Origin of the sequence: Streptomyces sp. SP18CS02 (genome assembly GCF_036322365.1) — a bacterium.
Taxonomy (GTDB): Bacteria; Actinomycetota; Actinomycetes; order Streptomycetales; family Streptomycetaceae; genus Streptomyces.
Genome location: NZ_JAQYXC010000291.1, coordinates 165,237 through 189,003 on the forward strand (window position 1 = coordinate 165,237; position 23,767 = coordinate 189,003).

Consider the following 23,767-nt stretch of genomic DNA (forward strand, 5'->3'; position numbering starts at 1 on the left):
TTCCCATGCCCACCCCTGCCCTGCACCTGGCCGTCGAGATCGACGGCGACGGTGCCCATCCGGCCGCGTGGCGCCACGCCGCGCACGCGCCCGACCGGCTGCTGAGCCCACGCCATGTGGCGCGTGTCGCCTCGGCCGCGGAGAACGCCGGCTTCACCCTCGTCACCCTGGACGACAGTCTGCTGCCCCCCGACAGCGGGACCGGCGTCGTGGGGCGCATCGGCTCGGTGGAGCGCGCCGCCTTCATCGCGGCGTCGACCAGCGTCCTGGGCGTCGCGCCGATCGTGCCCACGACGTACGCCGAGCCGTTCCACGTCTCCTCGCAGCTCGCCTCGCTCGACCACATCGCGGCCGGCCGGGCGGGCTGGGTCGTGACCGCCGAGGAGAGCGACGAGGCCGCACGCGCCTGGGGCCGTCCCCTCGTGGAGGGTGCCGCCGCCCGCAGCCGGGAGGCCCGGGACTCGGTGCGCGTCTCCCGTGACCTGTGGGACTCGTGGGAGGACGACGCGGTGATCCGTTCGGTCGCCACCAGCCGCTACCTCGATCGCGACCGGCTGCACTACGTCGACTTCACCGGCGAGACCTTCGCCGTCAAGGGTCCGGCGATCGTGCCGCGTCCGCCCCAGGGCCAGCTCGTCGTACTCGCCGAGCACGGCCTCGTACCGCCCGAGCAGCTCGACGTGGCCCTGGTCGGCGGCCACGACACCGCGGCCGTGCGCGCCGCGGCCTCCGCCTCCGGCACGCCGCTCACCTTCGCGGAGGTGGAGGTCGCCCTGGACACCCCGCGACACACCGCCCGGGAACGGGTCGCCGACCTGGAACGGTACGCGCCCTGGCGCGACCGGGGCAGGCTCCGTCACACCGGCTCCGCCGGGGAACTGGTCGCGCTGCTGGCCGAGTTGGGCCGGTACGTGGACGGGGTGCGGCTGCATCCGCTGGTACTGGACGAGGACCTGCCCGTGCTCTCCCGTCTCGTCCTGCCCGACCTGTTGGGCCGCAGGCTCGCCGCCCGGCCCACGGCGGGCTCCTCGCTGCGGACCACACTGGGCCTGCCCCGGCCCGACAGCCGCTTCGCCGCTTCCTCCGCCGCCGCACATGCCACTGCGCCCGCCCCTGCCACCGCCGCTGTCGCCGCCGGTGCGACCACGGCTCACACGACCACCGCTGCCGACGCCGTCGCCACCGCCGTCCCGGAGGAGACCCGATGACCCGCACCGACCCCGGTGACGTGCCCCGTCCCGACGCCCAGCTGCACTTCGGCGTGTTCTTCCAGGGCGTCAACCACTGGACGATCTGGTCGGACCCTTCGAGCGGCTCGCAGATCGACCCCGCGTCGTACCGCAAGGTCGCGCAGACGGCCGAGCGCGGTCTCTTCGACGCGTTCTTCCTCGGCGAGGGGCTGCGTCTGCGCGAAGTGGGCGGGCTCATACACGACCTGGACGTCGCGGGCAGGCCCGACGCCATCACCCAGCTCGCCGCGCTGGCCGCCGTCACCGATCGCATCGGCCTGGTCAGCACCTCCAACACCACCTTCAACGAGCCGGCCGACCTCGCCCGCCGCCTCGGCGGGCTCGACCTGCTCTCCGGGGGCCGCGCCGGCTGGAACGTCGTCACCACGGACAACGCCTGGACCGGCGCCAACTTCCGCCGCGGCGGCTACCTCGACCACGCCGACCGCTACCGCCGTGCCGAGGAGTTCCTCGGCACCGCCCGGGCGATCTGGGACAGCTGGGCCGATGGGGCCGCCGCCACCTCGGCCGACGCCGCCTCATGGTCCGCGCCGGGCGCGGTGAGCCGGGTGCGGACCCGGGGCGAACACTTCGACGTCGATCTCGTCCCGACCCTGCCGCGCAGCGCCCAGGGCCATCCGGTGATCTTCCAGGCGGGTGACTCGGCCGAAGGCCGCGACTTCGCCGCCCGCAACGCCGATGTCATCTTCTCCGCCCACGGGACCGACTTCGACGACGCGCTGGCCTTCGCCCAGGACGTCAGACGCCGTCTGCGGGCCGCGGGCCGGCCTGAGGACGACCTGCGGATCCTGCCCGGCACCGAGGTGATCATCGGTGCCACCGAGAAGGAGGCGGAGGAGAAGGCCCGCTGGGTACGCCTCCAGCAGGTCACCCCGGCGACCGCGCTGGGCATCGCGGGGCTGCTGTGGAACATCGACCTCTCCGACCGGGACGCGGACGGTCCCCTCCCCGCGGAGGATCCCGTCGTGGTGGAGAACACCGGATCCTTCGGCAACCGCCGGGTCGCCGATCCGCACGCGGTCGTGGCCACCTGGCGGGAGAAGGCCGAGGCCAACGGCTGGTCCCTGCGCGAGACGGTCATCGAGCTCGGCCCGCAGCACGGACACGTGGGTACGCCGGCCGGCCTGGCGGAGAAGTTCATCCACTTCGCCCGGCACGGCGCCATCGACGGCTTCAACCTCTCGCCCTACCTCGTGCCCGACGGACTCGACGACGTCGTCGACCTGCTGATCCCGGAGCTCCAGGAGCGCGGCGCCTACCGCGCCTCCTACTCCGGCACCACCCTGCGCGAACACCTGGGCCTGCGCGAACCGCTCACCCACCGCTCCCCGCTGGAGGAGCGCCGGGCCGGATAGCGACCGGGCCGCCCGCTGCCCGGCCGCCGACCGGGCAGCGGCGTCTCGCGCCCGTACGAGTGGCCGGACGTCTCCCGACGGGCCCGGCCGGGTCCCCGCATTCGCCCGTCCGGACCCCAGGCCGGGGGAATGCCGGGCCGTGCGCGTGGGCGGCCGGCCCCACGGTGGTACGTCGATGGCCATGCAGCCACCCACCCCTGCGCCGGTGTCTCCGTTCCTTCGCACGGCCGCCGCGTACGCGTGGCGCCTGCTCGCCGTGGGAACGGCCGTGTACGCCGTCTTCGCCCTCCTCGGGCGCTTCCACGAGATCGGCGTGGCCATCTTCCTCGGTCTGGTGATCACCGCGCTGCTGCGGCCCCCCGCCGACGTGGCGGCCCGCGTACTGCCCCGCCCGGTGGCCGTCGCCCTGACGCTCATCGGGAGCGTCGTGCTCGTCCTCGGGCTGCTCGCGCTGGTGGGCGAGGCGGTGGCGGGCGAGCGCGCGACACTGGTGCGTGAGTTCCGGGACGGCGTCGACCGGATCGAGCAGTGGCTGCAACGGCCGCCTTTCCGGCTGAACGCGGATGCGCTCTCCGATGTCCAGACCAGGATCGGGCAGTTCCTGTCCAGCCATCGCTCGACCCTGGCCAGTGAGGCGCTGAGCGGGGCGAGCCACCTCGTGGAGGTCTTCACCACCCTGGCCCTGGCACTGTTCTGCTCGGTGTTCTTCATCCACTCGGGAGACCGTCAGTGGGCGTGGCTCCAGGACCAGTCGCCCTCCCGGATGCGGGACCGTCTGGGGATCGGCGGACGTGCCGCCTGGCGCACCTTCACCGGCTACACGCACGGCATCGTGCTGGTGGCCGCGACGAACGCGATCCTCGTGGGCCTGGCGCTCTGGCTCCTCGGGGTGCCGCTGGCCCTCCCGCTGGCGCTGCTGGAGTTCCTGGCGGCGTTCGTCCCCCTGATCGGCTCACCGGTCGCGCTCGCGGTAGCCGCCGTGGTGGCACTCGCGTCGGAGGGGCCGCTCGTGGCGGGGATCGTGGTCGCCCTGATCGTGGTCATCGGGCAGATCGAGGGCCATGTCCTGCACCCGCTCGTGATGAGCTGGGCCGTACGGCTGCACCCCCTGGTGGTGGCGATCTCGGTGATCGCCGGGGCGATCGCCGCCGGAGTCGTGGGGGCCGTGGTCGCGGTACCGCTGGTGTCGGTGATCTGGTCGGTGCGTACCGCGCTGCGGGACACCCGCGAGGCGGCGCGGGAGTGACCCACGCCCGTCCGCCTCACGCCACCCGCCGCTGCCGTCCCTCCCGCCTCCCCCGTCTCTCCCACTTTCCCCGTCTCTCCGGCCTCCGCCGCCGCTGCCGCCGCTGCCGTCGACGTTGCTGTCCGAGGAACGACAACCGCGCCCGACGGTCCGGGCCGTCCTCGTCGGCGACCCGTGCGTCAGCTCCGTCGCCGACGAGCCGTACGCCTTCCCTGACGGGCCCGTTCGTCCCGGACGGCTGTTACACAACGATCATTGAGTGCGTCCGAGCGACCCCGGAATACTTCGGAACCCGGGGCCCGTACACGTATGCGAACTCGCCCCGTGCGGGCCGGGCCTTCGCCCGCCCGATCCACTCCTGAGCAGGGGCAATCTTGCGTAAACGACCAAAGAAGGCGTACGCCGTCGTCGCTGCGGCCGCCGTCGCCCTGACGGCGGGCATGACCGGCGCGGCATCGGCGGGGACCAGCGGCCCGGACACGGCGTCCCCGGTCGCCGCCAAGGACTCGCGGCCGGCCGACAGGGCCGCGCACAGCGTCACCCTGATCACCGGTGACCGGGTCCTCCTTGACTCCCGTGGCCGGGTCGGCGGCATCCAGCGGGCGAAGGGCCGGGAGGACATCCCCTTCTTCACCCGGACCCACGACGGCCGTACCTATGTGATCCCTCGTGACGCCCGGCGGCTGATCGCCGAAGGCACGCTGGACCAGCGGCTGTTCGACATCACCGCACTCTCCCGGCCGGAGGCCGGCAAGGCCGGCCGGGCCGGGCTCAAGGTGATCGTCGGCTACCGGGGACCGGCGGCCGGGTCCGCCCGCGCCGAGGTGCGGTCCTCCGACGGCACCACCGTCCGGCGGACTCTGCCGGCCCTCGACGCCGACGCCGTCACCAGCACCACCGACAGCGCGGCCTCCCTGTGGGACGCCCTCACCCGTCAGCAGGACGACGGTTCGGCTGCCATGACCTCCGGCATCGCGCGGATCTGGCTGGACGGCGTACGGAAGGCATCGCTCGACCGCAGCACCGGCCGGATCGGCGCCCCGGCGGCCTGGGCCCGCTCGTACGACGGCACCGGTGTGAAGATCGCCGTCGTGGACACCGGGATCGACGCCACCCACCCGGATCTGACGGGCCGGGTGGTGGCGGAGCGGAACTTCAGTGGCTCCCCGGACGCCCGGGACCGGGTCGGACACGGCACGCATGTGGCCTCTGTCGCGGCCGGTACGGGGGCGAAGGACGCCCGCTTCAAAGGCGTGGCGCCCGCTGCACAGTTGATCAACGCCAAGGTGCTGGACGACCGGGGGGTCGGTGACGACTCGGGCATCCTCGCGGGTGTCGACTGGGCTGTCGCCCAGGGCGCCGACATCATCAACATGAGCCTGGGCAGCACCGACACCCTTGGGATCGACCCGCTGGAAGCCCAGGTCAACCAGGTCTCCGCGGAGAAGGGCGTCCTGTTCGCGATAGCCGCGGGCAACAGCGGGCCGGGGCGGGGCACGGTCGCGTCGCCGGGCAGCGCCGACGCGGCCCTGACGGTGGGCGCCGTCGACGACGACGACCTGATCGCCGACTTCTCCGGCGTCGGGCCCCGTACCGGGGACGGGGCCGTCAAGCCCGACATCACGGCGCCGGGCGTGGAGATCACGGCGGCCGCGGCGGCCGGCGTCCCTGGCCAGAACCCTCCCGGCTACATCAGCCAGAGCGGTACGTCGATGGCGACCCCGCACGTCGCGGGCGCCGCTGCGCTGCTCAAGCAGAAGAACCCCACCTGGACGGGCGCACAGATCAAGGCTGTCCTGACGGGCTCGGCCAAGGGCGGCTCCCACTCGGTCTTCCAGCAGGGCGCGGGCCGGCTCGCCGTCGACAAGGCGATCGACCAGACGCTCGTCTCCGAACCGGGCTCGGTCGGCCTGGGCACCCAGCAGTGGCCCCACACCGACGACACACCCGTCACCAAGCAGGTGAGGTACCGGAACAACGGCACCGCCGACGTGACGCTGGACCTGTCGCTGGCGGCGCCCACCGGCGGGGACGGGCAGCCCGCCCCGGCCGGGTTCTTCACCCTCGGGGCGCAGCGGATCACGGTCCCGGCGGGCGGCGCCGCCGCCGTGGACCTGACGGCCGACACCCGGCTCGGCGGTACGGTCGACGGCTCGTACTCGGCCACGGTCGTCGCGTCCGGGGGCGGCCAAAACGTGCGCACCGCGGTGGCGGTGGAGCGTGAGAGCGAGTCGTACGACGTCACCTTCAAGACCATCGGACGGGACGGTGCCGCCAGCACCACCTGGCAGGCCGACCTGAAGGGCTATCGCGAGTCCGCCGCGGGCCTGCGCTTCTTCCCGGACCTGTCGTCGGGCTCCACCACGGTCCGGCTGCCGCGTGGTACCTACAGCCTCGCTGCCGACATGCTGGTCGACCCCGCGGCCCCCAGGAAGGGAGCCGATCTGATCAACAATCCGGAGCTCTCGGTGACCGGTCCCACCACTGTCACCCTCGACGCCCGGACCACCCGGCCCGTGACCTTCAAGGTGCCGGACGCGGCCGCGCGCCCCACGCGCGCCGGGATGATGTACACCCTGAGCACACCCGAGACCTTCCTCATCGAGGGGGGCGAGTTCAGCAGCTTCGACAACCTGCGCACCGCGTACCAGGGCCCCACGATGGACGAGGGTGCCCTTGCCCAGCAGTGGTCCGCGCACTGGGAGCGGGGCACCACCGAATACAACGTCCTCACCGGCGGCCCGGTCAGGGAGCTGGCGACCGGCTACAGCAAGACCTACGCCCTCAAGGACATGGCCCTGGTGAAGGCGAGGATCGGGTCGTCCGTACCCGGCCGTGAGGGCGCCCTCGCGGCGCACGGCGTGCTGGACTACGGAGGCGGCGTCGAGGCCCCCTACTCCGTGCAGCCGGCACCGGGCACGCGCCATGTCTATCTGTCCACGGCCGACGGGGCCGCCTGGAACATCGTCGCGGGTGTTCTGGGCGAGGCGGACCCGACGGGCTACCGGGGCTTCGACTCGGCGTACGAGCTCGACGGGCCGCAGCGGTTCACGGCGGGGACGACCCACACCGAGACCTTCAACGTCGGTGTGGTGGGGCCGCGGTTGAACGCGAACGACGGGATCGTGCGCGACGGCGACGACATCTACGGCGCGTTGCCACTGGTCAGTGACGGTTCGGGCCATTCCGGGTTCGCCCAGTACTCGGCTGCGAGCACGACCATCCACCGCAACGGCGAGCTGTACGTGACGAAGGACGCCGCCATCGACCAGGAGCCCTTCGCGCTGCCGTCGGAACCCGCCGCCTACACGGTGTCGACCACGATCCGCCGGAATCCGACGATCAACCGCGCCGGGACCCGGATCGACGCCTCGTGGACCTTCGACTCGGCCCGCACCGAGAGCCCGACCACGCTCCCGGTCTCCACGGTCCGCTTCCTGCCGCAGCTCGCGTTGGACTCCACTGTGCCGGCGGGCAGCAAGCAGACCTTCCCCGTCGAGGTGCAGGGCGCGGCGGCCGGCGCGCAGCTGAAGACCCTGCAAGTCCTGGTGTCGTACGACGGCGCGACGTGGCTGCCCGTGCCGGTCAGGGCGGACAGGATCACGGTACGCGCCCCGGAGAAGGGCAAGGCGATCTCGCTGAAGGCAGTCGTCACGGACAAGGACGACAACCGGTCGACGGTCACGATCCACGACGCCTTCCTCGGCCGGTGAGGCGCCGCGGGCGGGAACCCGTCGGCGGCGCGCGGCCGGTGAGGCTCCGACGGCCGGGCCACGGCCCCTGGTGAGTCGACGGGAGAGGCCCGCCGGGACGGATGTTCCGGCGGGCCGCTGTCTTCCGTGCGGGCCCGCCGGGGCGCCTCGCTTCCGCCGGGGCCGTGCCCCGCCGCTGTCGGCGGCGGGGCGCCCCGGGTCCGTCGGACGGCCGGGCGCCGTCCCGGGCGGCCGTGGTCGACGGCACCCCCGGGGCGTGAGCCGGTCCTGGCCTCCTGACCGGTGACGAGCCGTCCGCGTGTCCTGTGCCGGGGGTCAGCGTGCCGGCACCGGCACCGCGCGAACGGGGCACTCGGCCGGCGCGAGGCGTCCTTCCTGCCCGACCAGACTGACGGACACGGCCCCCCGCGCCTGCGCCGCGTACGCCGCCGTGCAGACGATCTGGTCGCGGGCTGAGGACGTCAGCCCTGTCACCCGCAGACGCAGCTTCACCTCGACGTCGAGGCCGCCCGGCACGACCCGGTCCACGGCGGACGCCGCGCGGGGCAGCGACGGAGCGTTGCGGAACCCGGCCCGTGTTTCGGCCTTGTCCGGCCCCGCGAACAGGGCGGTGACGGCCGCGAGTGGAGAGACGGCCCCGCTCATCTCCGTACCCGCCGACGGCGAACCGCCGAGGCCGTCCCGTTCCTGCGACCCGTCCGGGCGAGCCGACGGGTCGTCCGGACCGACGGAGCCGGCGACACCGCTCTGCCACGGTGCTTCGACGGTCCGTGGCACGGGCAGCAGTTCACCGTCGGGGGAGAAGAAGAACAACAGCACACGTCCCTCGCGCGGGGGAAGCAGGTCGGCGACGGCCGGGCCACCGGCCTCGATCACGGCCGTCTCCTGGATGCCGCAGCCCGCGAGCGTGCCCCCGGCGAGCGCCATCAGCGCGGCGAGCCGGACCGCTCGACGCGCACGGGGCGCCGGCTTCCTCACCCCTTGCGCTCCGTCCGGTCGCGGCCCTCCGCCGGCACCGTGCCACCCCGCGCGGGCGACGGGCCGTCCGGCTCGCCGCACCCGGACGCGGGCCCGCCGAAGGGCAGTTCCACGGTGAACAGGGCTCCGCCGCCGGGCGCGTTCTCCGCGCGGATCGTGCCGCCGTGCAGCTGTACGTTCTCCGCCGTGATCGCAAGCCCCAGGCCGCTGCCCGCCGAGCGGGAACGCGCGGCCTCCGCCTTGTAGAAACGGTCGAAGATGTGCGGCAGCGCGTCCGGCGCGATCCCGGGGCCGCTGTCGCGCACCTCGGTGATCAGCACGTCCCCGTGCGCCGACAGCCGCACCGTGACCGGTTCGGCACCGTGGCGAAGGGCGTTGCCGACCAGGTTGGCCACGATGACGTCGAAGCGGCGCGGGTCGAGACGGATGCGGACGCCGTCGGGCAGCTCCGCGCGGATCCGGCCGAGCCACTGCCTGCCGGACAGGGTCCTGCGCACGGCCTCTCCCGCGTCCACCTCGTCGGTGTTGAGCTCCGCCGCGCGGGCGTCGAAGCGGGAGATCTCCATCAGATCCTCCACCAGTACGGCCAGTTTTCCGGTCTCGGCGCTGATCAGGCGCACCGCCCGAGCCGTGTCCGGGGCGAGCGTCCCGGCGTCCTCGTCCACCACGTCCGTGACGGCGAGCATACCGGCGAGGGGGGTGCGCAACTCGTGCGAGACGTCCGAGGCGAAGCGCCGGGCCCGCGCCCCGGCGTCCCGCAACTCCTGCACGGAGCGTTCGAGGCGGGCTGCCGACTCGTTGAACGTCCGCGCCAGGTCGGCCATCTCGTCCCGGCCGTGTACGGGGATACGCGTGTCGAGCCGCCCGCCGCCCATGGACGTGGTGGCACGCCGCAGTTCACGGACAGGGCGGAGCACGCTGCGCGCCGCGAGCAGTGCGGGCACCAGGGCCACGGCCAGTCCTGGCAGCGCGCCGTCCCGGGCGGCGGACACCAGTGCGTCGATGTCCACCTCCTCGTTGGTCATGGGCATCACGGCGAAGAGCACCAGGCCACTGGGCACCGCGTCGCCGCCGGCGACGACTCGCGTCATCACCGGCATCCCGATCGTCAGATACGCCCTTCCGTCCTTGACGACCCGCTCGAAGCTGCCGTGCGGCGAAGTGAGCGCGGTGCGGCGCAGCTCCTCGGTCAGAACACCGGAGACGGGCTTGTCACCCGATGAGGCGCGCAGCGACCCGTACTCGGCGAAGACGATCCAGGGATGGGGTTTGGCGCGCGCCGCGATGTCGTAGAGGTACCACCGCAGTGAATCCGGGTCCAGGGGCAGGCTGGGGGCGAACTGCTCGACCTCCTCGCGGAAGGAGGCGACGGCCGTGTCCTGCGCACGCACGAGGACCGCGCTGCGCGCCGCCCGGTAGGTCAGCGCGGCGGTCGTGACGGCGCTGACAGCGGCCACCAGCAGGAACGCGATCACCAGCCGGGTGCGCAGCCCGAACGCGGCGGTCGCTCCGGACATCCTCACAGCGGACCGAAGCGGTATCCGAAGCCCCGAAGGGTCTGGATGTACCGAGGGTCGCCGGACGGATCCTCGATCTTGGCGCGCAGCCGGCGCACGCAGGCGTCCACCAGACGGACGTCGCTGTGGTAGCTGTGCTCCCAGACCTCTTCCAGGAGCAGCTGTCTGCTGAAGACCTGTTCCGGCGCCGCGGACAGGTGCAGCAACAGCCTCAGTTCGGAGGGTGCGAGGGCGACCGGGTCGCCCGACTTGAGGACGGTGTGACCGGCGCGGTCGATGTCGAGTTCACCGTGGTGCTCAACGGCGGGCCTCGCGCCGACCGGACTTTCGATGCGGCGCAGCACGGCGCGTATGCGGGCCTCGATGACCTCGGTGCGGGCGGGCTTGACGATGTAGTCGTCCGCACCCGCCTCCAGACCGACGACGATGTCGACGTCGTCGCCGCGCGCGGTCAGCATGATGATCGGTATCTGGCTGGTCTCGCGTACGCGGTGACACACCTGGACGCCGCTCATGGCGGGCAGCATCAGGTCGAGCAGCAGGATGCCGGGGCGAAAGGCATGCAGTGCCTCCATACCGGCCTCGCCGGTCGCGACGGCGAGAACATCGTGCCCGCACCGGCGCAACCCGATCCCGACGCCCTCGCGCACGGAGGGGTCGTCTTCGACGAGGAGGACGCGTGGCATGGCGGTGTCTCCGGGGTCGCGGGGAATGGGGGGCGTAGAGGGTTCGGCGGCCGGGCGGCGGGGGGCAGCACGGAAGAGCGGATGGGCGTGTCCGTGATGGCCTGCGCGTCACAGGCAGGACCGGCGGAGCCCTCCGGCCGCGGACACGAGGTGGTGACGCGTCATGTCGTACTCCAGGAGGTGAGGCAGCGGTGACCCCTCATACTCCCAGGCCCGCGCCGGATGATGACGGGCGGTCAGAGGCTCCTCGTACGACCCGGTTTCGTCATGTCCGGGGGCCCGGACCGGAAGTACGGCACCGACTCCTCGACACACCGACGGTGCGCCGGCACGCCGGTACGGTCCCTCGGCGCGACCGCCCGATGCGCCGGTACGGACCCCTCGGCGCCGACCGCCCGGACCGCTCCTCGCGCCTCGTACCGCCACACAGGGCTGCTCCGCGGCCCCGACCGGAGACCGGAGCCTCCCCCCACCGGGTGCGGCCGGACATCGCTCCCGCAGTCGTGCCGCGCCGGAGTCACCCGAGGAACGACAACCGCACCTGACGGTCCGGGTTGTCCTTGTTGGTGTCGACCACGCACACCGACTGCCAGGTGCCCAGCGCCATCTCTCCGCCGGTGACCGGGACGGTCGCGTGCGGCGGGACCAGGGCGGGGAGCACATGGTCCCGGCCGTGTCCCGGGCTGCCGTGGCGGTGCTGCCAGCGGTCGTCGGCGGGCAGGAGGACGTGCAGGGCCGCGAGCAGGTCGTCGTCGCTCCCGGCGCCGGTCTCGATGATGGCCACTCCGGTCGTGGCGTGAGGCGTGAAGATGTTCAGCAGTCCGTCCCGCCCCGCCGCCGCTTCGCGCAGGAACGAGGCGCACTCGTGTGTCAGGTCGTGGATGCCCTCCGTCCTTCCGGTCGTGATCCGCAGCGTACGTGTGAGGAATGCGGCGCTCATCCCCCCATGGTGACGTACTTCCTCCCCGCCTGTCCCGCCCGCATCACAAGACGGCGTGTCCGGCTGACGAGACGACATTGACCGGCCGTACGGGCGTGGTTACGTTCGGCGCCATGACGCTCACCGCTCTGCTCACCACGCGCGGTCACATCGACCTGCTGTGGGTGGCCTCCGCCGCGTGTCGCCGCGGCCGCTGACGTCGTTTCGGCGCTCTCGCGCCCCTCTCCTCCTTTCCGGCGTCCTTTGACCCCGTGCCCGGGTGACTCCGGTGTGCACGGGCGCTGAGGCACCCGCCTCCCTGCCCATGGAGTTGCCATGACCCCCGACCGCGTCGCGCCGGCCACCTCCCCCTTATCCCGGGACCGCCCTCCGCTCGAACCCGGGCCGGTGACCCCGCCGCCCCGAGGCGCCCGCCGCCCGGCGCACTGCCCGGCGCGATGACGGGCCCGGCGCGGCCTCCGCGCCCCGTCTCGCGCACCTTCCCCGGCCTGTTCGCCGACGCCGGCGTCCTTACTCCCGAAAGGCTGCCGTCATGGCGACCGATCTTCATCGGCCACTGATCGAGGACACGGTGGTGTGCGTACGGGGCCTGCACCGCTCCCTCGATGGCCGGCCCGTCATCGACGGCCTCGATCTGACCCTGCGCCAGGGGGAGTTCACCGCCCTGCTCGGCCGCAGCGGATCCGGCAAGACGACCCTGCTCCGGGTTCTCGCGGGGCTCGACCGCGACATCACCGGCACGGTCATGGTGCCGAAGCGACGGGCCGTCACCGCCCAGGCGCCGCAGCTGATGCCGTGGAAACGGGTGTGGCGCAACGTACTGCTGGGGCTGCCGGGCAAACCCGGGCGCAGTGTCGCCGAGAAGGTCCTGGCGGAAGTGGGCCTCGGCCACCGGGCGGGGGCATGGCCGAGAAGGCTGTCCGGCGCGGAGGCACAGCGCGTCTCGCTCGCCCGGGCGCTGGTGCGCGAGCCCGATCTGCTTCTGCTCGACGAGCCGTTCGGCGCGCTCGGTGCCCTGCCCCGGCTCGACGCCCAGGCGATGATGGCCGAGGTGTGGCGGCGGCGCCGCTGCACGGTGCTCCTGGTCACCCATGACGTCGACGAGGCGCTGGTGCTCGCGGACCGTGCGCTGGTGATGCGTGACGGTGGCATCGCGTACCAGACGCGGATCGGTTTCGACCGTCCCCGTACCCCCTCCGATCCGGCGTTCGCCGCGCTGCGCTCCCGGCTGCTCACCGAGCTCGGCAGTGACCGCCTCGCAGAGGGGCCCACCGGGGACGCGCACACCTGAGGGAATGCGTTCCGCTTCTTCCCCGGCCCTGCTCGCGTCGTCCTCCCCGGCCCTGCTCGTGTTCACTCGGCCCTGCTCGCGTCGTCCTCCCCGGCCCTGCTCGCGCGGCTCGCCCGTCGGCCGGGCAAGGCGCGGACAGGGCCCCGCGCTCACGCGGTGGCTCCGCGGCGCAGGGCCTCGATGAGCGCCTCCACCGAGGCGCGGGCGCGGGCGCCGCGGCGGACGGCCACCACCACGTGCCGCTCGACGAGGTCGGTGAGCGGGACGGGCGTGATGCCGGCCGAACGCAGGCGCAGCATCAGCTCGGTGACGGGTGCCACGCCCAGTCCCGCGCCGACCATGGCCAGGGAGGTCGCCGTGTCCGTGACCTCGTGGGCGACACGGGGCTCGAATCCGGCCCTCCGGCACGCGGTGCGGATGGCCCGCCCGTAGTGGGTCGACGGCGAGGGCAGGATCCAGTCCTGCTCGGCGGCGTCGGCCAGCCCCAGGGACGCGGGAAGCCCGCCCGCTGCCGACGGCACCCATGACGGCCCGGTCGTGGCAGGGGCCCCGGCCGGCCGGACGGTCACGTCTCCCGGGCCCCGCGCTGGAGCGGACATCGCGGCTCCGGCGAGCGGCGGCCGGGCCGGTACCGCGAGGGCGAAGCGCTCCGAACGCAGCCGGATCAGTTCGGACTCCCCGTCCCTGGCCAGCGGGGCGTCCGGGTAGTCCAGGCCGAGGGCCAGGTCGACCCGCCCGGCGCGGACCTCGGCGTGGGCGTGGTCGACGTCGACCTCCTGGCTCACCACGCGCACCCCCGGGTGGCGGCCGCGCAGCCAGCACAGCGCCGGGGGCAGGAAGGCCGCGGCGGCCGTCCCGAACACCCCGAGCCTCAGCCGGGCCGTGATCTGGTGGGGGACGTTCTCCAGGGCGGCCGCCGCCTCCGCCTGGGCGGCGAGGATGCGCCCCGCGTGGGCGACCAGGACGTGTCCGGCGTCGGTGAGCTCGACCCGACGGCCGACCGGCCGGATCAGCCGGGCTCCCGCGATGCGTTCCAGGGCCGCGATCTGCTGCGAGATCGCGCCGGGCGTGTACCCGAGGGCCGCGGCGGCGGCCGTCATGGTGCCGCAGCGGGCCAGTTCGACCAGAGCCCTCAGCCGTGCTCCACCGAGTTCCATGCAGCGGATCTAAAAGATCGACTGCCGGAAGTGTCAATGGACGCGACGAGCCGGGACGCGTCACCATCTCCCCATGGCGACCGACGCTGTTGCTTCCGGTACGGCTCCGCTGCCCCGCTCCGCCGCTGTGGTGATCGTCGGAGGTGGTGTGATCGGCGCGAGCATCGCGTTCCATCTGGCCGAGGCAGGTGTCACGGACGTCGTGCTGGTGGAGCGCGACACACCGGCGTCCGGCTCCTCGGGCAAACCGATCGGCGGGGTGCGTGCCCAGTTCTCCGACCCGCTCAACATCCGTCTCGGGCAGCGCAGCCTGGAGGCGTGGCGGGCGTTCGCCGAGCGCCCGGGCGCCGATGTCGGACTGCGGGACGTCGGCTACCTCTTCCTGCTCGCCGACGACGAGCAGCTGGAGACCTTCCGCGAAGGCGTGGAGGTGCAGAACGGGCTCGGGGTGCCCAGCCGCATCGTCTCCCCCCGCGAGGCGCACGCGCTGTGCCCGTACCTCGATCCCGGCTCGATCGTGGCCGCCGCCTGGTGCCCGTCCGACGGGTACGCCCTGCCCGGCGCCGCGGTCGGAGGTTATCTGCGCGCCGCGCGGGCCCTCGGCGCCACGGTGCGCACCCACTGCGCCGTGACCGGCGTCGACGCGTCGGGCGGCGAGGTCCGCGCGGTGCGCACCACCGCGGGGACCGTCCGGACCGGGACGGTGATCTGCGCGGCGGGTGCCTGGTCCCGGGAGATCGGCGCGATGGCGGGGCTCGATCTGCCGGTCACACCGCTGCGCAGACAGATCGCCCTGACCGGCCCGTTGTCCCCGCCGCCCCCTCGGGTGCCGTTCACCCTCGACTACGGATCCACCCTGTACTTCCACGGTGACGGCGCCGGCGGACTCGTCCTCGGCCTCTCGGATCCGGACGAACGGCCGGGGTTCGCGCGGGAGTACAGCGAGGAGTGGCTGGACCTCTTCCGCGCGGCGGCGGCCCGGCGCGCCCCCGCCCTCGCCGGGGTACCGGTGAGGGGTGGATGGGCGGGGCTGTACGAGATGACGCCCGACCGCAACGCCCTGATCGGCGAGGCGCCGGGCTCCGGACGGTTCCTGTACGCCACCGGGTTCTCGGGCCACGGCTTCCTCCAGGCGCCCGCCGTCGGCGAGGTGGTGCGCGACCTGTACCTCGGCCGGACGCCCTTCCTCGACGTCGGCCCGCTCGCCGCGGACCGGTTCGACGGGCCTGCCTCCTCGGGCGTACGCCCCGAGGCCCACATCATCTGACCGCCCCCGGAGGTCCCCCATGGTCCCCACCTGGCGGCTGCGCGCCGCGTTCGCCCGTCGGCTCTCCGACATGTACGGCGCCGAGGTCCCGGCGTACACGACGCTGCTGGAGGCCGCGGGGCAGGTGAACGACGACGTGCTCCGCGGGAGCGGGCCCGCGGCGGAGCGGCTGGGAAGCATCGAGCGGGTCACCGCCGAACGGCACGGTGCCATCCGGGTCGGCACCCCGCGCGAGCTGCGCCAGGTGGCACAGGTGTTCGCAGCGCTCGGGATGGAGCCGGTCGGGTTCTACGACCTGCGGGACGCGGCGGCCAGCGCCGTACCCGTGGTCTCCACGGCCTTCCGGCCGGTCGGAGCGCCGGAACTGGCCCGCAATCCCTTCCGGGTCTTCACCTCTCTGCTGACCTCGGGCGATCGGCGGTTCTTCGACGAGGAACTGAGCGGGCGACTCGACGCGTTCCTGGCCCGGCGCGTCCTCTTCCCGCCCGAACTGCTGGCGCTGGCGGAACATGCCGAGCGGGAGGGCGGACTGCCGCCGGAGCGGGCCGAGCGCTTCCTGACACTGGCGGTGGCCGCCTTCGAGCTGTCCCCGGAGCCGGTGGACCGGGCCTGGTACGCGGAGCTGGAGCGGGTGTCGGCCGTGGCGGCGGACATCGGCGGGGTGGGCAGCACCCACATCAACCACCTGACGCCCCGGGTGCTCGACATCGACGAGCTGTACCGGCGGATGTCGGACCTCGGCGTCACGATGATCGACCGGATCCAGGGGCCGCCCCGCTGGGACGGCCCCGCCGTGCTGCTGCGCCAGACCTCCTTCCGGGCACTCGCCGAGGCCCGCTCCTTCCGCGAGCCGGACGGCCGGGTCACGCGCGGCTCCCTGCGGGTGCGGTTCGGCGAGGTGGAGGCACGGGGCATCGCCCTGACACGCGCGGGCCGCGCGCTGTACGACGACCTGATCGCCGAGCCCGCGGAGGTGTGGACGGCCCGTTTCCCCCGCACGGAACGCGAGCTGGCGGTCGGGCGGCAGGCGTATTTCACGTACGAACCCGTCCCGGACCGGCCGCGCGACGGCATGCGCCCACCGCACGACCTGGCCGGCCTGCTCGACGGGGGCTGGCTCGCCGCCCGGCCGATCGTCTACGAGGACTTCCTCCCCCGGTCGGCCGCCGGGATCTTCCAGTCGAACCTCGACCACTCCGGCACCCGGAGTGCGGGGCTGCCGGACGCCCATTACGACCAGGAGTGGCTGGCGGGGGCGATGGGACGGCCGGTGCACGACCCGTTCGACCTCTGCGCCGCACAGCAGGAACGCTCGCTGGCGCGGGCCCTGACCGCTCTCGACCTTCCCGAGGAGACCGTATGACTCTCTCGTCCCTTCCCACCACCGACGAGCTCCGGGGCCGGGCCGAGGCGGCGCTGCTGCGCTGCGGGGCACGGCTTCCGCGGGCCGCGACCGCCGGCGCAGGCCTGGAGACGGCCGCCGGGGGCGACGGGATCGTCTCCCGTACTCCGGTGACCGGCGGCGTCCTGTACCGGCTGCCCGCCTCCCCGCCCGCCGAGGTGGACGCGGCGGTCGCGGATGCCGAGGAGGCGTTCCGGCAGTGGCGCTCGGTCCCCGCGCCCAGTCGCGGCGCGCTGGTCAAGCGGCTCGGTGAACTGCTGACCGAGCACAAGGAGGACCTCGCCGAGCTGGTCACCGCGGAAGCGGGGAAGATCCGTTCGGAGGCACTGGGCGAGGTCCAGGAAATGATCGACATCTGCGACTTCGCGGTCGGTCTGTCGCGGCAGCTGTACGGGCGGACCATGGCGTCCGAGCGGCCCGGTCACCGGCTGTCGGAGACCTGGCATCCGCTGGGCGTCGTCGGGGTGATCTCCGCCTTCAACTTCCCGGTGGCCGTCTGGTCGTGGAACACCGCCGTCGCGCTGGTCTGCGGTGACACCGTGGTGTGGAAGCCGTCGGAGGCGACCCCGCTCACGGCGCTCGCGTGCGACGCGCTGCTGGCCCGCGCCGTCGCCGACTGCGCGGCCCCCTCGGCGGTCCACCGGCTGGTCGTCGGCTGGCGGGACACCGGCGCGCGGCTGGCCGACGATCCGCGCGTGGCGCTGGTGAGCGCGACGGGTTCGGTGCGGATGGGGCGGGAGGTGGCGCCCCGCGTCGCCGCGCGGTTCGGGCGCTGCCTGCTGGAACTGGGCGGCAACAACGCGGCCGTGGTCGCCCCCTCGGCCGATCTGGACCTCGCCGTGCGCGGCATCGTCTTCTCGGCCGCGGGGACGGCGGGCCAGCGTTGCACGACGCTGCGCCGGCTGATCGTCCACGAGGACGTGGTGGACCGGCTGGTGGAGAAGGTCGTGCACGCCTACGGGCAGCTGCCGGTGGGGGATCCGTACGACGCGGGCACACTGGTCGGCCCGCTGATCGACGGGCGGGCGCGGCGGTCGATGGCGGACGCGCTGGCCCAGGCGCAGGCGGACGGCGGGAAGGTGCTCGTGGGCGGGGAGCGCGTCCTCGCCGAGGCGGCACCCGAGGCGGCCTATGTGCGGCCCGCGGTGGTGCGCATGCCCGCGCAGAGCGATGTCGTACGCCGGGAGACCTTCGCCCCGATCCTCTACGTTCTCACCTATCGCACGCTCGACGAGGCGATCGCCCTGCACAACGGCGTACCCCAGGGGTTGTCGTCGAGCATTTTCACCCGCGACCAGCGCGAGGCCGAACGGTTCCTGGCCGCCGACGGCTCCGACTGCGGCATCGCCAACGTCAACATCGGCACCTCGGGCGCCGAGATCGGCGGCGCGTTCGGCGGGGAGAAGGAGACCGGCGGCGGCCGTGAATCGGGCTCGGACGCCTGGCGCGCCTATATGCGGCGGGCGACGAACACCGTGAACTACTCCGACGACCTGCCCCTCGCCCAGGGAGTGAACTTCGGCTAGCTCTGGCGTGTCACCGGTGCGAGCGGGCCCGCTCGGGGCCGGCTCGCACCGGCTGGGGGCCGGTGCGGGCCCGCTCGGGGCCGGCCGAAGAGGGTCCGGGCCGGTCGAAGAGGGAAGAACCGGGCCGGTCCCCCAGGCCCCTGGCCCCCGGTACACCCGGCCCCGTCGGGGAAGATCCGTGCACGCCCCATGGTTGGTGGAGACGTGAACAGCTTTGGGGTGCGAGACGTGCGGGACAGGTCCGTGGACGTGGTCGTCATCGGTGCCAGCCAGGCGGGTCTGTCCGCCGCCTATCACCTGCGGCGCGCCGGTTTCGCGCCCGACCGGGACTTCGTCGTCCTCGACCACGCACCGCGCCCCGGCGGGGCATGGCAGTTCCGTTGGCCCTCGCTGACGTACGGCAAGGTGCACGGGATGCACGCCCTGCCCGGCATGGAACTGACCGGCGCGGACGAGAGCCGTCCCTCCGCCGAGGTGATCGGCGGGTACTTCACCCGGTACGAGGACGCCTTCGGCCTGCGGGTGCACCGGCCCGTCGACGTCACCGCGGTACGGGAGGGCGAGGAGGGCCGTCTGCGGGTCGAGACCTCCGAGGGGACGTACACGACACGCGCCCTGATCAACGCCACCGGCACATGGGACCGGCCGTTCTGGCCGCGCTATCCGGGCCAGGAGACGTTCGGCGGCCGGCAGGTGCACACGGCGGACTACCCCGGCCCGGAGGCGTTCGCCGGGCTGCGGGTGATCGTGGTCGGCGGCGGGGCATCAGGCACTCAGCATCTGATGGAGATCGCCGAGGTGGCCGCCGGGACGACCTGGGTGACCCGCCGGGAACCGGTCTACCGCGAGGGGCCGTTCGGCGAGGTGCAGGGGCGTGCCGCGGTCGCCCTGGTGGAGGAGCGCGTACGACGGGGGCTGCCGCCGCAGAGCGTGGTGAGCGTGACGGGTCTGCCGCTGACGGACGCCATCAGAAGCGCCCGTGAGCGCGGAGTGCTCGACCGGCAGCCGATGTTCGACCGGATCACCCCGACCGGAGTGGCCTGGGACGACGGGCGCGCGGTGGAGGCCGACGCGATCCTCTGGGCCACCGGGTTCCGGGCCGCGATCGACCATCTGGCCCCGCTGCGGCTGCGGGAGCCGGGTGGCGGCATCAGGCTGGAGGGCACGCGCGCGGCACGCGACGAGCGCGTCCATCTGGTGGGGTACGGCCCCTCGGCGTCGACGATCGGCGCGAACCGGGCGGGCAGGACCGCCGTTCACGACATCGGGCGTCTGCTGAAGGGCCTGCCCGTGGCGGACGGACCGGCGGAGGCGGCCGGCCGAGGGGCGAGCGCCGCCGAGCGGATACCGGCGGCCCTGGGCCGAGGTGTCAGCCGGCCGTCGCCGCCCGGCGGTTCTCGTTGAACTCCATGACGTTCCGTTGCTGTTCCGCGTAGCTGTCGGTGAAGCGCGTGTCCCCCGGTTTCACCGTCACGAAGTACAGCCAGTCGCCGGGCGGCGGATCGACGGCCGCCCGAACGGCCTGTGCGCCGGGGTTGGCGATCGGGGTCGGCGGCAGCCCCTGGCGCGCGTAGGTGTTGTACGGGCTGTCGATCCTGGTGTCGGACCGGGTGGTGTCGAGGGTGGAGCGGCCGAGCGCGTAGTTGAGGGTCGAGTCCATCTGCAGGGCCATGCCCCGGGCGATGCGGTTGTAGATGACCCGTGCCACCTTTCCCATGTCCTCGGCGGTGTCGGCCTCGGCCTGCACGATGCTGGCGATGGTCACCGTCTGGTACGGGCTCACGCCGTTGCGCCGTGCCCCGGCCGCGAGGCGGTCCGCCCCGAGCTGCCGGTCGGCCGTGCTGACCATGTACCGCAGCAGGCTCTCCGGAGTCGTCGTGGAGGTCACGGGATAGGTGGCCGGGAAGAGGAAGCCCTCGGGGTTGCCCTGGGCGTCCGCAGGCAGCCGCAGACCGCCGTCGGCGGCCACCTTCCGCGTGGTCCCGGCCGGTACGCCGAGGACCTTGTCGACCGCCGCGTACACCTGTGTGGCGCGCCAGCCCTCCGGGACCAGCAGGGTTTTCGGCTTCTCCGGCGGCTCCTTCACCAGCAACAACGGCACCAGCACCGCGGCGGCCACGCCGACGGCCACAGCGGCGGCCAGGGCCAGGATCCAGCGGCGTCGCCGCGTCGTACGGGGCCTGCGCCGGGGGCCGGCCCATGGGGGCTCGTTCACCATGGAGGCACGCTAACCCGGGGCCCGGGCCGCGTGCGGCACCGCTCGCACCACGGGCACGTCGGCGCCGAACACGCGAACGCGGGATCGGATGTTCGCTGGAACGTGTGATCGCGTCGCCTTTCCCTCACTCGTTCGCCCGTCGCGCAGGATGCTTACGGTGCGCAAGCGAAGGGCTGCAGACCGCGATTGCGCAGTCCCACACAGCACGATGCACAAGGAGAACGCACCGCCATGAACTTCCTCACCAACCTGCTCGCCGGTGTCGTCCACTTCGTGGGTTGGCTCGTCTGACACTCGTCCCTGGCGCCGCCGCTCCCCCGTCCCACGGGAGCGGCGGCGCCGCCGTTCGTCCCCGCGTACGCCCGTAGACCCGCGCCCAGCCGGATGGCGTCCTGCCGGCTGGCGCCCTGCCGGGGGCCGGCTCCCCGGCGCCTCCGCCCCGTCGGAAGCCGTTCGGCAGCCGCGCCCCGTGAGGGACGCCGTCAGCCGCGCCCGCTCATGGCGCAGCGGGAGCGAGCTCCGCGTCACCGCGCACCAGCGCGGCGTAGCGGCCGTCCCGGTCCAGCAGTTCGTCGTGGGTGCCGCGCTCGGCTATACGTCCTCGGTCCAGCACCACGATCTCGTCAGCGTCCCGGATGGTGGAGAGCCGGTGGGCGATGGTGATGGTGGTGCGTCCGGCGGAGAGCGCGTCGATCGCCTGCTGCACCGCCTGTTCCGTCCGGGTGTCGAGGGCGCTGGTCGCTTCGTCGAGGATGAGGACGGGCGGGTCGCGCAGGATGGTGCGGGCAATGGCGAGACGCTGCTTCTCCCCACCGGAGAAGCGGTACCCGCGCTCGCCCACCAGTGTGTCGTACCCATCGGGCAGGGACGCGATGTGGTCGTGGATCTGCGCCGCCCGCGCGGCGGCCTCGATCTCCTCGTCCGTGGCGTCGGGCCGGGCGAAGCGCAGGTTGTCGGCGACGGAGGCATGGAAGAGGTACGTCTCCTGGGAGACGACACCGACGGCTCGGGCGAGGCTGCCGAAGTCCAGGTCCCGCACGTCGACCCCGTCGAGGGTGACCCGGCCCGCGGTGACGTCGTAGAGCCGGGGCACCAGATAGCTGAGGGTGGACTTGCCGGAGCCCGTGGGTCCGACCACGGCCAGGCTGCCCCCCGCCGGTACGGTCACATCGATCCCGTCGAGCGTGCTGCCGCTCTTGTCGTCGTACCGGAAGTCGACGTCCTGGAAGCGGACCTCCCCACGGATCTTCTCCAGCCGGACAGGCTTCTCGGGCTCGGTGATGTCGACGGGAAGGTCCAGGTACTCGAAGATCCGCTGGAAGAGTGCGAGCGAGGTCTGGATGTCCACGCCGGTCGAGAGCAGGCTCACCGCCGGGCGGAACAGGCCCTGCTGGAGCGAGACGAAGGCGACGAGCGTGCCGACGGATATGCCGGGTCCGCCCGACTGGAGGGCGAGGCCGGCGGCCCAGTAGATCAGGGCGGGCATCGCGGCCATGACGATGCCGATGGTGGACATCCGCCACCGGCCGGCCATCGAGGAGCGCACCTCCAGGTCGACGAGCCGCTCGGACTCGGCGGCGAAGGACGTGGTCAGGGAGTCCGCGCGGCCCATGGTGCGGCCGAGCAGGATGCCGCTGACGGAGAGCGACTCGGTGACGGTGGCGGCCATGGCGGCCATCTGCTTCTGCCGCTCGGTGGTGATCCGCTTGCGTTCACGGCCGACACGCCGGCTGATCCACACGAACAGCGGCAGCAGGAGCAGCGAGACGGCGGTGAGCCGCCAGTCCAGCGCCAGCATCGCGACGACGGTGGCCACGACGGCGGTCAGGTTGGAGACGAGCGAGGTCGCGGTCGAGGTCACGGTGGCCTGCATGCCGCCGATGTCGTTGGCGATGCGGGACTGGACCTCGCCGGTCCGGGTCCTGGTGAAGAACGCGAGCGGCATGCGCTGGAGCTGGGCGTAGACCGCGGTGCGCAGGTCGTGCATGACCCGCTGGCCCACGGTCGTGGAGATCAGCGTCTGGAGCACGCCGAAGACACTGGTCACCACGGCCGTGAGGATCATGCCGAGCGCCAGCAGGCTGAGCAATCCGGTGCGGCCCTGCGGGATCGCGGTGTCGAGGATCTCGCGGAGCAGGAAGGGTGAGGCGACCGAGACGAGCGACGAGGCGCCGACGAGCAGGCCGACCAGGGCCAGCCGGGCCCGGTAGGGCCGGAAGAGGCGCAGGATGCGCCGGATCTGGGCCGGTGGCTGGTCGGGTCCGGCGGGTGGTGGCGTCCAGGTGGACTCTGCGTGGATACGCATGGGCTCCTTCGATGGTCGAGCGCGGTGGGACCCGCGGGCCGGTCGTCCGCGGCCGGCGGCGGCGATCGTCGCGGGCGCGCAGACCGGCCACCTTTCGATGATGAGGGCAAAACACGAGCGATGGCGCGTGAGCGAGCCGGCCCGGGCGAGGCCGCCTGAGCGAGGCAGCTCGGCCGAGCCGACCCGGGCGGGGCCCGATCAAGCCGACCCGGCCGGGACAGGACGGAGCAAGCCAGAACACAGCAAACAGCGCACAAGTCCGATCAGAGCAAATCAGATCAGAGCACGCGAGGGCGGAGCGAGCCGGGACACAGTCAGGACGGAGGGGCGCATCCGCAGAGGCGCCCTACGGCGTGACCCGCTCGACCCTTTGAGAGCATAGCTCACTGTTACCGTACTTCACAATGAACATCCTCCTGATACCATTCCGGCCATGGACACCCCCGACCCCGACGGACTGCTGGCCGAGCAGCTGCTGCGGCTGACCCGTCGGATCCACCGCAGCCAGAAGCGGCAGCTGGAGTCCGCCGACGTGGCCATCACCCCGGCCCAGTCCCGGCTGCTGCGCACCCTGGCGCACTACGACCGGCCACCGCGCATGGCCGATCTGGCCGAGCGGCTGGAGGTCGTGCCGCGCGCCGTGACGAGCCTGGTGGACGGCCTGGAGGCGAGCGGACGCGTGCGCCGCGCTCCGGATCCGGCCAACCGCCGGGTGGTGCGGATCGAGCTCACGGACACCGGCCGCGCCACGCTGAGGCAGCTGCGCAGCGCGCGCCGGGCCGCCGCAGAGGACATCCTGGCTCCATTGACCGCCGAACAGCGCGAGGTGCTCGGCGGCCTGCTGTCCGCTCTGGTCGACGGTGTGCCGGAGCGCGGCTGCTGAGGCCGTCGTGCGTCCCCGCGTCCGCGACGAGGG

Annotated in this window: 17 protein-coding genes; 10 read left to right on the forward strand and 7 right to left on the reverse strand. The window is 73.2% G+C overall.

Features of this window, described 5'->3' with window-relative positions; genetic code table 11:
• Positions 1 to 5 precede the first annotated feature (5 nt).
• The 4 genes from PUR26_RS23440 (at position 6) to PUR26_RS23455 (ending at position 7,564) form a co-directional block, all read left to right on the forward strand.
• A complete protein-coding gene (locus PUR26_RS23440) occupies positions 6 to 1,208 on the forward strand; it encodes an LLM class flavin-dependent oxidoreductase (protein WP_329874618.1) in 1,203 nt (400 codons plus the stop codon).
• Positions 1,205 to 2,605: an NtaA/DmoA family FMN-dependent monooxygenase gene (locus tag PUR26_RS23445; RefSeq protein ID WP_329874620.1), complete on the forward strand. Its 1,401-nt coding sequence runs from the start codon at positions 1,205 to 1,207 to the stop codon at positions 2,603 to 2,605. The genes PUR26_RS23440 and PUR26_RS23445 overlap by 4 nt, the downstream gene beginning before the upstream one ends.
• A gap of 181 nt (positions 2,606 to 2,786) precedes the next feature.
• Positions 2,787 to 3,851, forward strand: coding sequence for an AI-2E family transporter (locus tag PUR26_RS23450; protein ID WP_329874956.1), 1,065 nt, complete (start codon positions 2,787 to 2,789; stop codon positions 3,849 to 3,851).
• A 374-nt stretch (positions 3,852 to 4,225) separates the two neighbouring features.
• Complete coding sequence (locus PUR26_RS23455; RefSeq protein ID WP_329874622.1) at positions 4,226 to 7,564, forward strand: S8 family peptidase; 3,339 nt, start codon at positions 4,226 to 4,228, stop codon at positions 7,562 to 7,564.
• Positions 7,565 to 7,879: 315 nt separating this feature from the next.
• Here PUR26_RS23455 and PUR26_RS23460 read toward each other — a convergent pair whose 3' ends face one another.
• The 4 genes from PUR26_RS23460 to PUR26_RS23475 all read right to left on the reverse strand — a co-directional run bounded on the left by PUR26_RS23460 (position 7,880) and on the right by PUR26_RS23475 (position 11,685).
• Entirely contained in the window at positions 7,880 to 8,542 is a 663-nt protein-coding gene (locus tag PUR26_RS23460) for a hypothetical protein (RefSeq protein ID WP_329874624.1), read from the reverse strand.
• Positions 8,539 to 10,059 (reverse strand): HAMP domain-containing sensor histidine kinase, encoded by a 1,521-nt coding sequence (locus PUR26_RS23465; protein ID WP_329874626.1) that lies wholly within the window; start codon positions 10,057 to 10,059, stop codon positions 8,539 to 8,541. Before PUR26_RS23465 ends, PUR26_RS23460 begins: the two co-directional genes overlap by 4 nt.
• A 2-nt stretch (positions 10,060 to 10,061) precedes the next feature.
• The gene (locus tag PUR26_RS23470; protein WP_329874629.1) at positions 10,062 to 10,745 is read right to left on the reverse strand and encodes a response regulator transcription factor; all 684 of its coding nucleotides are present in this window, start codon (positions 10,743 to 10,745) and stop codon (positions 10,062 to 10,064) included.
• A gap of 517 nt (positions 10,746 to 11,262) precedes the next feature.
• A complete protein-coding gene (locus PUR26_RS23475) occupies positions 11,263 to 11,685 on the reverse strand; it encodes a secondary thiamine-phosphate synthase enzyme YjbQ (protein WP_329874631.1) in 423 nt (140 codons plus the stop codon).
• Positions 11,686 to 12,217: 532 nt separating this feature from the next.
• Between PUR26_RS23475 and PUR26_RS23480 the strand changes: the two genes are divergently transcribed.
• A complete protein-coding gene (locus tag PUR26_RS23480) occupies positions 12,218 to 12,976 on the forward strand; it encodes an ABC transporter ATP-binding protein (RefSeq protein WP_329874633.1) in 759 nt (252 codons plus the stop codon).
• Between the two features lie 149 nt (positions 12,977 to 13,125).
• On the opposite strand, the gene PUR26_RS23485 is transcribed toward PUR26_RS23480, so the two are convergent.
• Positions 13,126 to 14,133: a LysR family transcriptional regulator gene (locus PUR26_RS23485; protein ID WP_329874635.1), complete on the reverse strand. Its 1,008-nt coding sequence runs from the start codon at positions 14,131 to 14,133 to the stop codon at positions 13,126 to 13,128.
• 73 nt (positions 14,134 to 14,206) lie between these two features.
• On the opposite strand from PUR26_RS23485, the gene PUR26_RS23490 reads away from it, so the two are divergent.
• The 4 genes from PUR26_RS23490 (at position 14,207) to PUR26_RS23505 (ending at position 19,732) form a co-directional block, all read left to right on the forward strand.
• On the forward strand, positions 14,207 to 15,400 hold the full coding sequence (locus PUR26_RS23490) for an NAD(P)/FAD-dependent oxidoreductase (RefSeq protein ID WP_329874637.1): 1,194 nt from the start codon (positions 14,207 to 14,209) through the stop codon (positions 15,398 to 15,400).
• 19 nt (positions 15,401 to 15,419) lie between these two features.
• Positions 15,420 to 16,763, forward strand: a complete 1,344-nt coding sequence (hglS, locus tag PUR26_RS23495; protein WP_329874639.1) for a 2-oxoadipate dioxygenase/decarboxylase — start codon at positions 15,420 to 15,422, stop codon at positions 16,761 to 16,763.
• On the forward strand, positions 16,760 to 18,328 hold the full coding sequence (gene amaB, locus PUR26_RS23500) for an L-piperidine-6-carboxylate dehydrogenase (RefSeq protein ID WP_329874640.1): 1,569 nt from the start codon (positions 16,760 to 16,762) through the stop codon (positions 18,326 to 18,328). Before hglS ends, amaB begins: the two co-directional genes overlap by 4 nt.
• A gap of 189 nt (positions 18,329 to 18,517) precedes the next feature.
• Positions 18,518 to 19,732 carry an NAD(P)-binding domain-containing protein gene (locus PUR26_RS23505; protein WP_443077141.1) on the forward strand — a complete coding sequence of 405 codons (1,215 nt, stop codon included), beginning with the start codon at positions 18,518 to 18,520 and terminating at the stop codon, positions 19,730 to 19,732.
• Here PUR26_RS23505 and mltG read toward each other — a convergent pair.
• Positions 19,698 to 20,546, reverse strand: coding sequence for an endolytic transglycosylase MltG (mltG, locus tag PUR26_RS23510; protein WP_329874644.1), 849 nt, complete (start codon positions 20,544 to 20,546; stop codon positions 19,698 to 19,700). The two genes, PUR26_RS23505 and mltG, sit on opposite strands and share 35 nt — an antisense overlap.
• 496 nt (positions 20,547 to 21,042) lie before the next feature.
• Positions 21,043 to 22,851, reverse strand: coding sequence for an ABC transporter ATP-binding protein (locus PUR26_RS23515; RefSeq protein ID WP_329874646.1), 1,809 nt, complete (start codon positions 22,849 to 22,851; stop codon positions 21,043 to 21,045).
• A gap of 433 nt (positions 22,852 to 23,284) precedes the next feature.
• On the opposite strand from PUR26_RS23515, the gene PUR26_RS23520 reads away from it, so the two are divergent.
• Positions 23,285 to 23,734 (forward strand): MarR family winged helix-turn-helix transcriptional regulator, encoded by a 450-nt coding sequence (locus PUR26_RS23520; RefSeq protein ID WP_329874648.1) that lies wholly within the window; start codon positions 23,285 to 23,287, stop codon positions 23,732 to 23,734.
• Positions 23,735 to 23,767 lie beyond the last annotated feature (33 nt).

Coding starts and splice junctions, on each gene's coding strand:
- PUR26_RS23440 (WP_329874618.1), top strand. CDS start 6: ATGCCCACCCCTGCCCTGCACCTGGCCGTCGAGATCGACGGCGACGGT.
- PUR26_RS23445 (WP_329874620.1), top strand. CDS start 1,205: ATGACCCGCACCGACCCCGGTGACGTGCCCCGTCCCGACGCCCAGCTG.
- PUR26_RS23450 (WP_329874956.1), top strand. CDS start 2,787: ATGCAGCCACCCACCCCTGCGCCGGTGTCTCCGTTCCTTCGCACGGCC.
- PUR26_RS23465 (WP_329874626.1), bottom strand. CDS start 10,059: ATGTCCGGAGCGACCGCCGCGTTCGGGCTGCGCACCCGGCTGGTGATC.
- PUR26_RS23470 (WP_329874629.1), bottom strand. CDS start 10,745: ATGCCACGCGTCCTCCTCGTCGAAGACGACCCCTCCGTGCGCGAGGGC.
- PUR26_RS23475 (WP_329874631.1), bottom strand. CDS start 11,685: ATGAGCGCCGCATTCCTCACACGTACGCTGCGGATCACGACCGGAAGG.
- PUR26_RS23480 (WP_329874633.1), top strand. CDS start 12,218: ATGGCGACCGATCTTCATCGGCCACTGATCGAGGACACGGTGGTGTGC.
- PUR26_RS23485 (WP_329874635.1), bottom strand. CDS start 14,133: ATGGAACTCGGTGGAGCACGGCTGAGGGCTCTGGTCGAACTGGCCCGC.
- PUR26_RS23490 (WP_329874637.1), top strand. CDS start 14,207: ATGGCGACCGACGCTGTTGCTTCCGGTACGGCTCCGCTGCCCCGCTCC.
- hglS (WP_329874639.1), top strand. CDS start 15,420: ATGGTCCCCACCTGGCGGCTGCGCGCCGCGTTCGCCCGTCGGCTCTCC.
- amaB (WP_329874640.1), top strand. CDS start 16,760: ATGACTCTCTCGTCCCTTCCCACCACCGACGAGCTCCGGGGCCGGGCC.
- PUR26_RS23505 (WP_443077141.1), top strand. CDS start 18,518: ATGGTTGGTGGAGACGTGAACAGCTTTGGGGTGCGAGACGTGCGGGAC.
- mltG (WP_329874644.1), bottom strand. CDS start 20,546: ATGGTGAACGAGCCCCCATGGGCCGGCCCCCGGCGCAGGCCCCGTACG.
- PUR26_RS23515 (WP_329874646.1), bottom strand. CDS start 22,851: ATGCGTATCCACGCAGAGTCCACCTGGACGCCACCACCCGCCGGACCC.
- PUR26_RS23520 (WP_329874648.1), top strand. CDS start 23,285: ATGGACACCCCCGACCCCGACGGACTGCTGGCCGAGCAGCTGCTGCGG.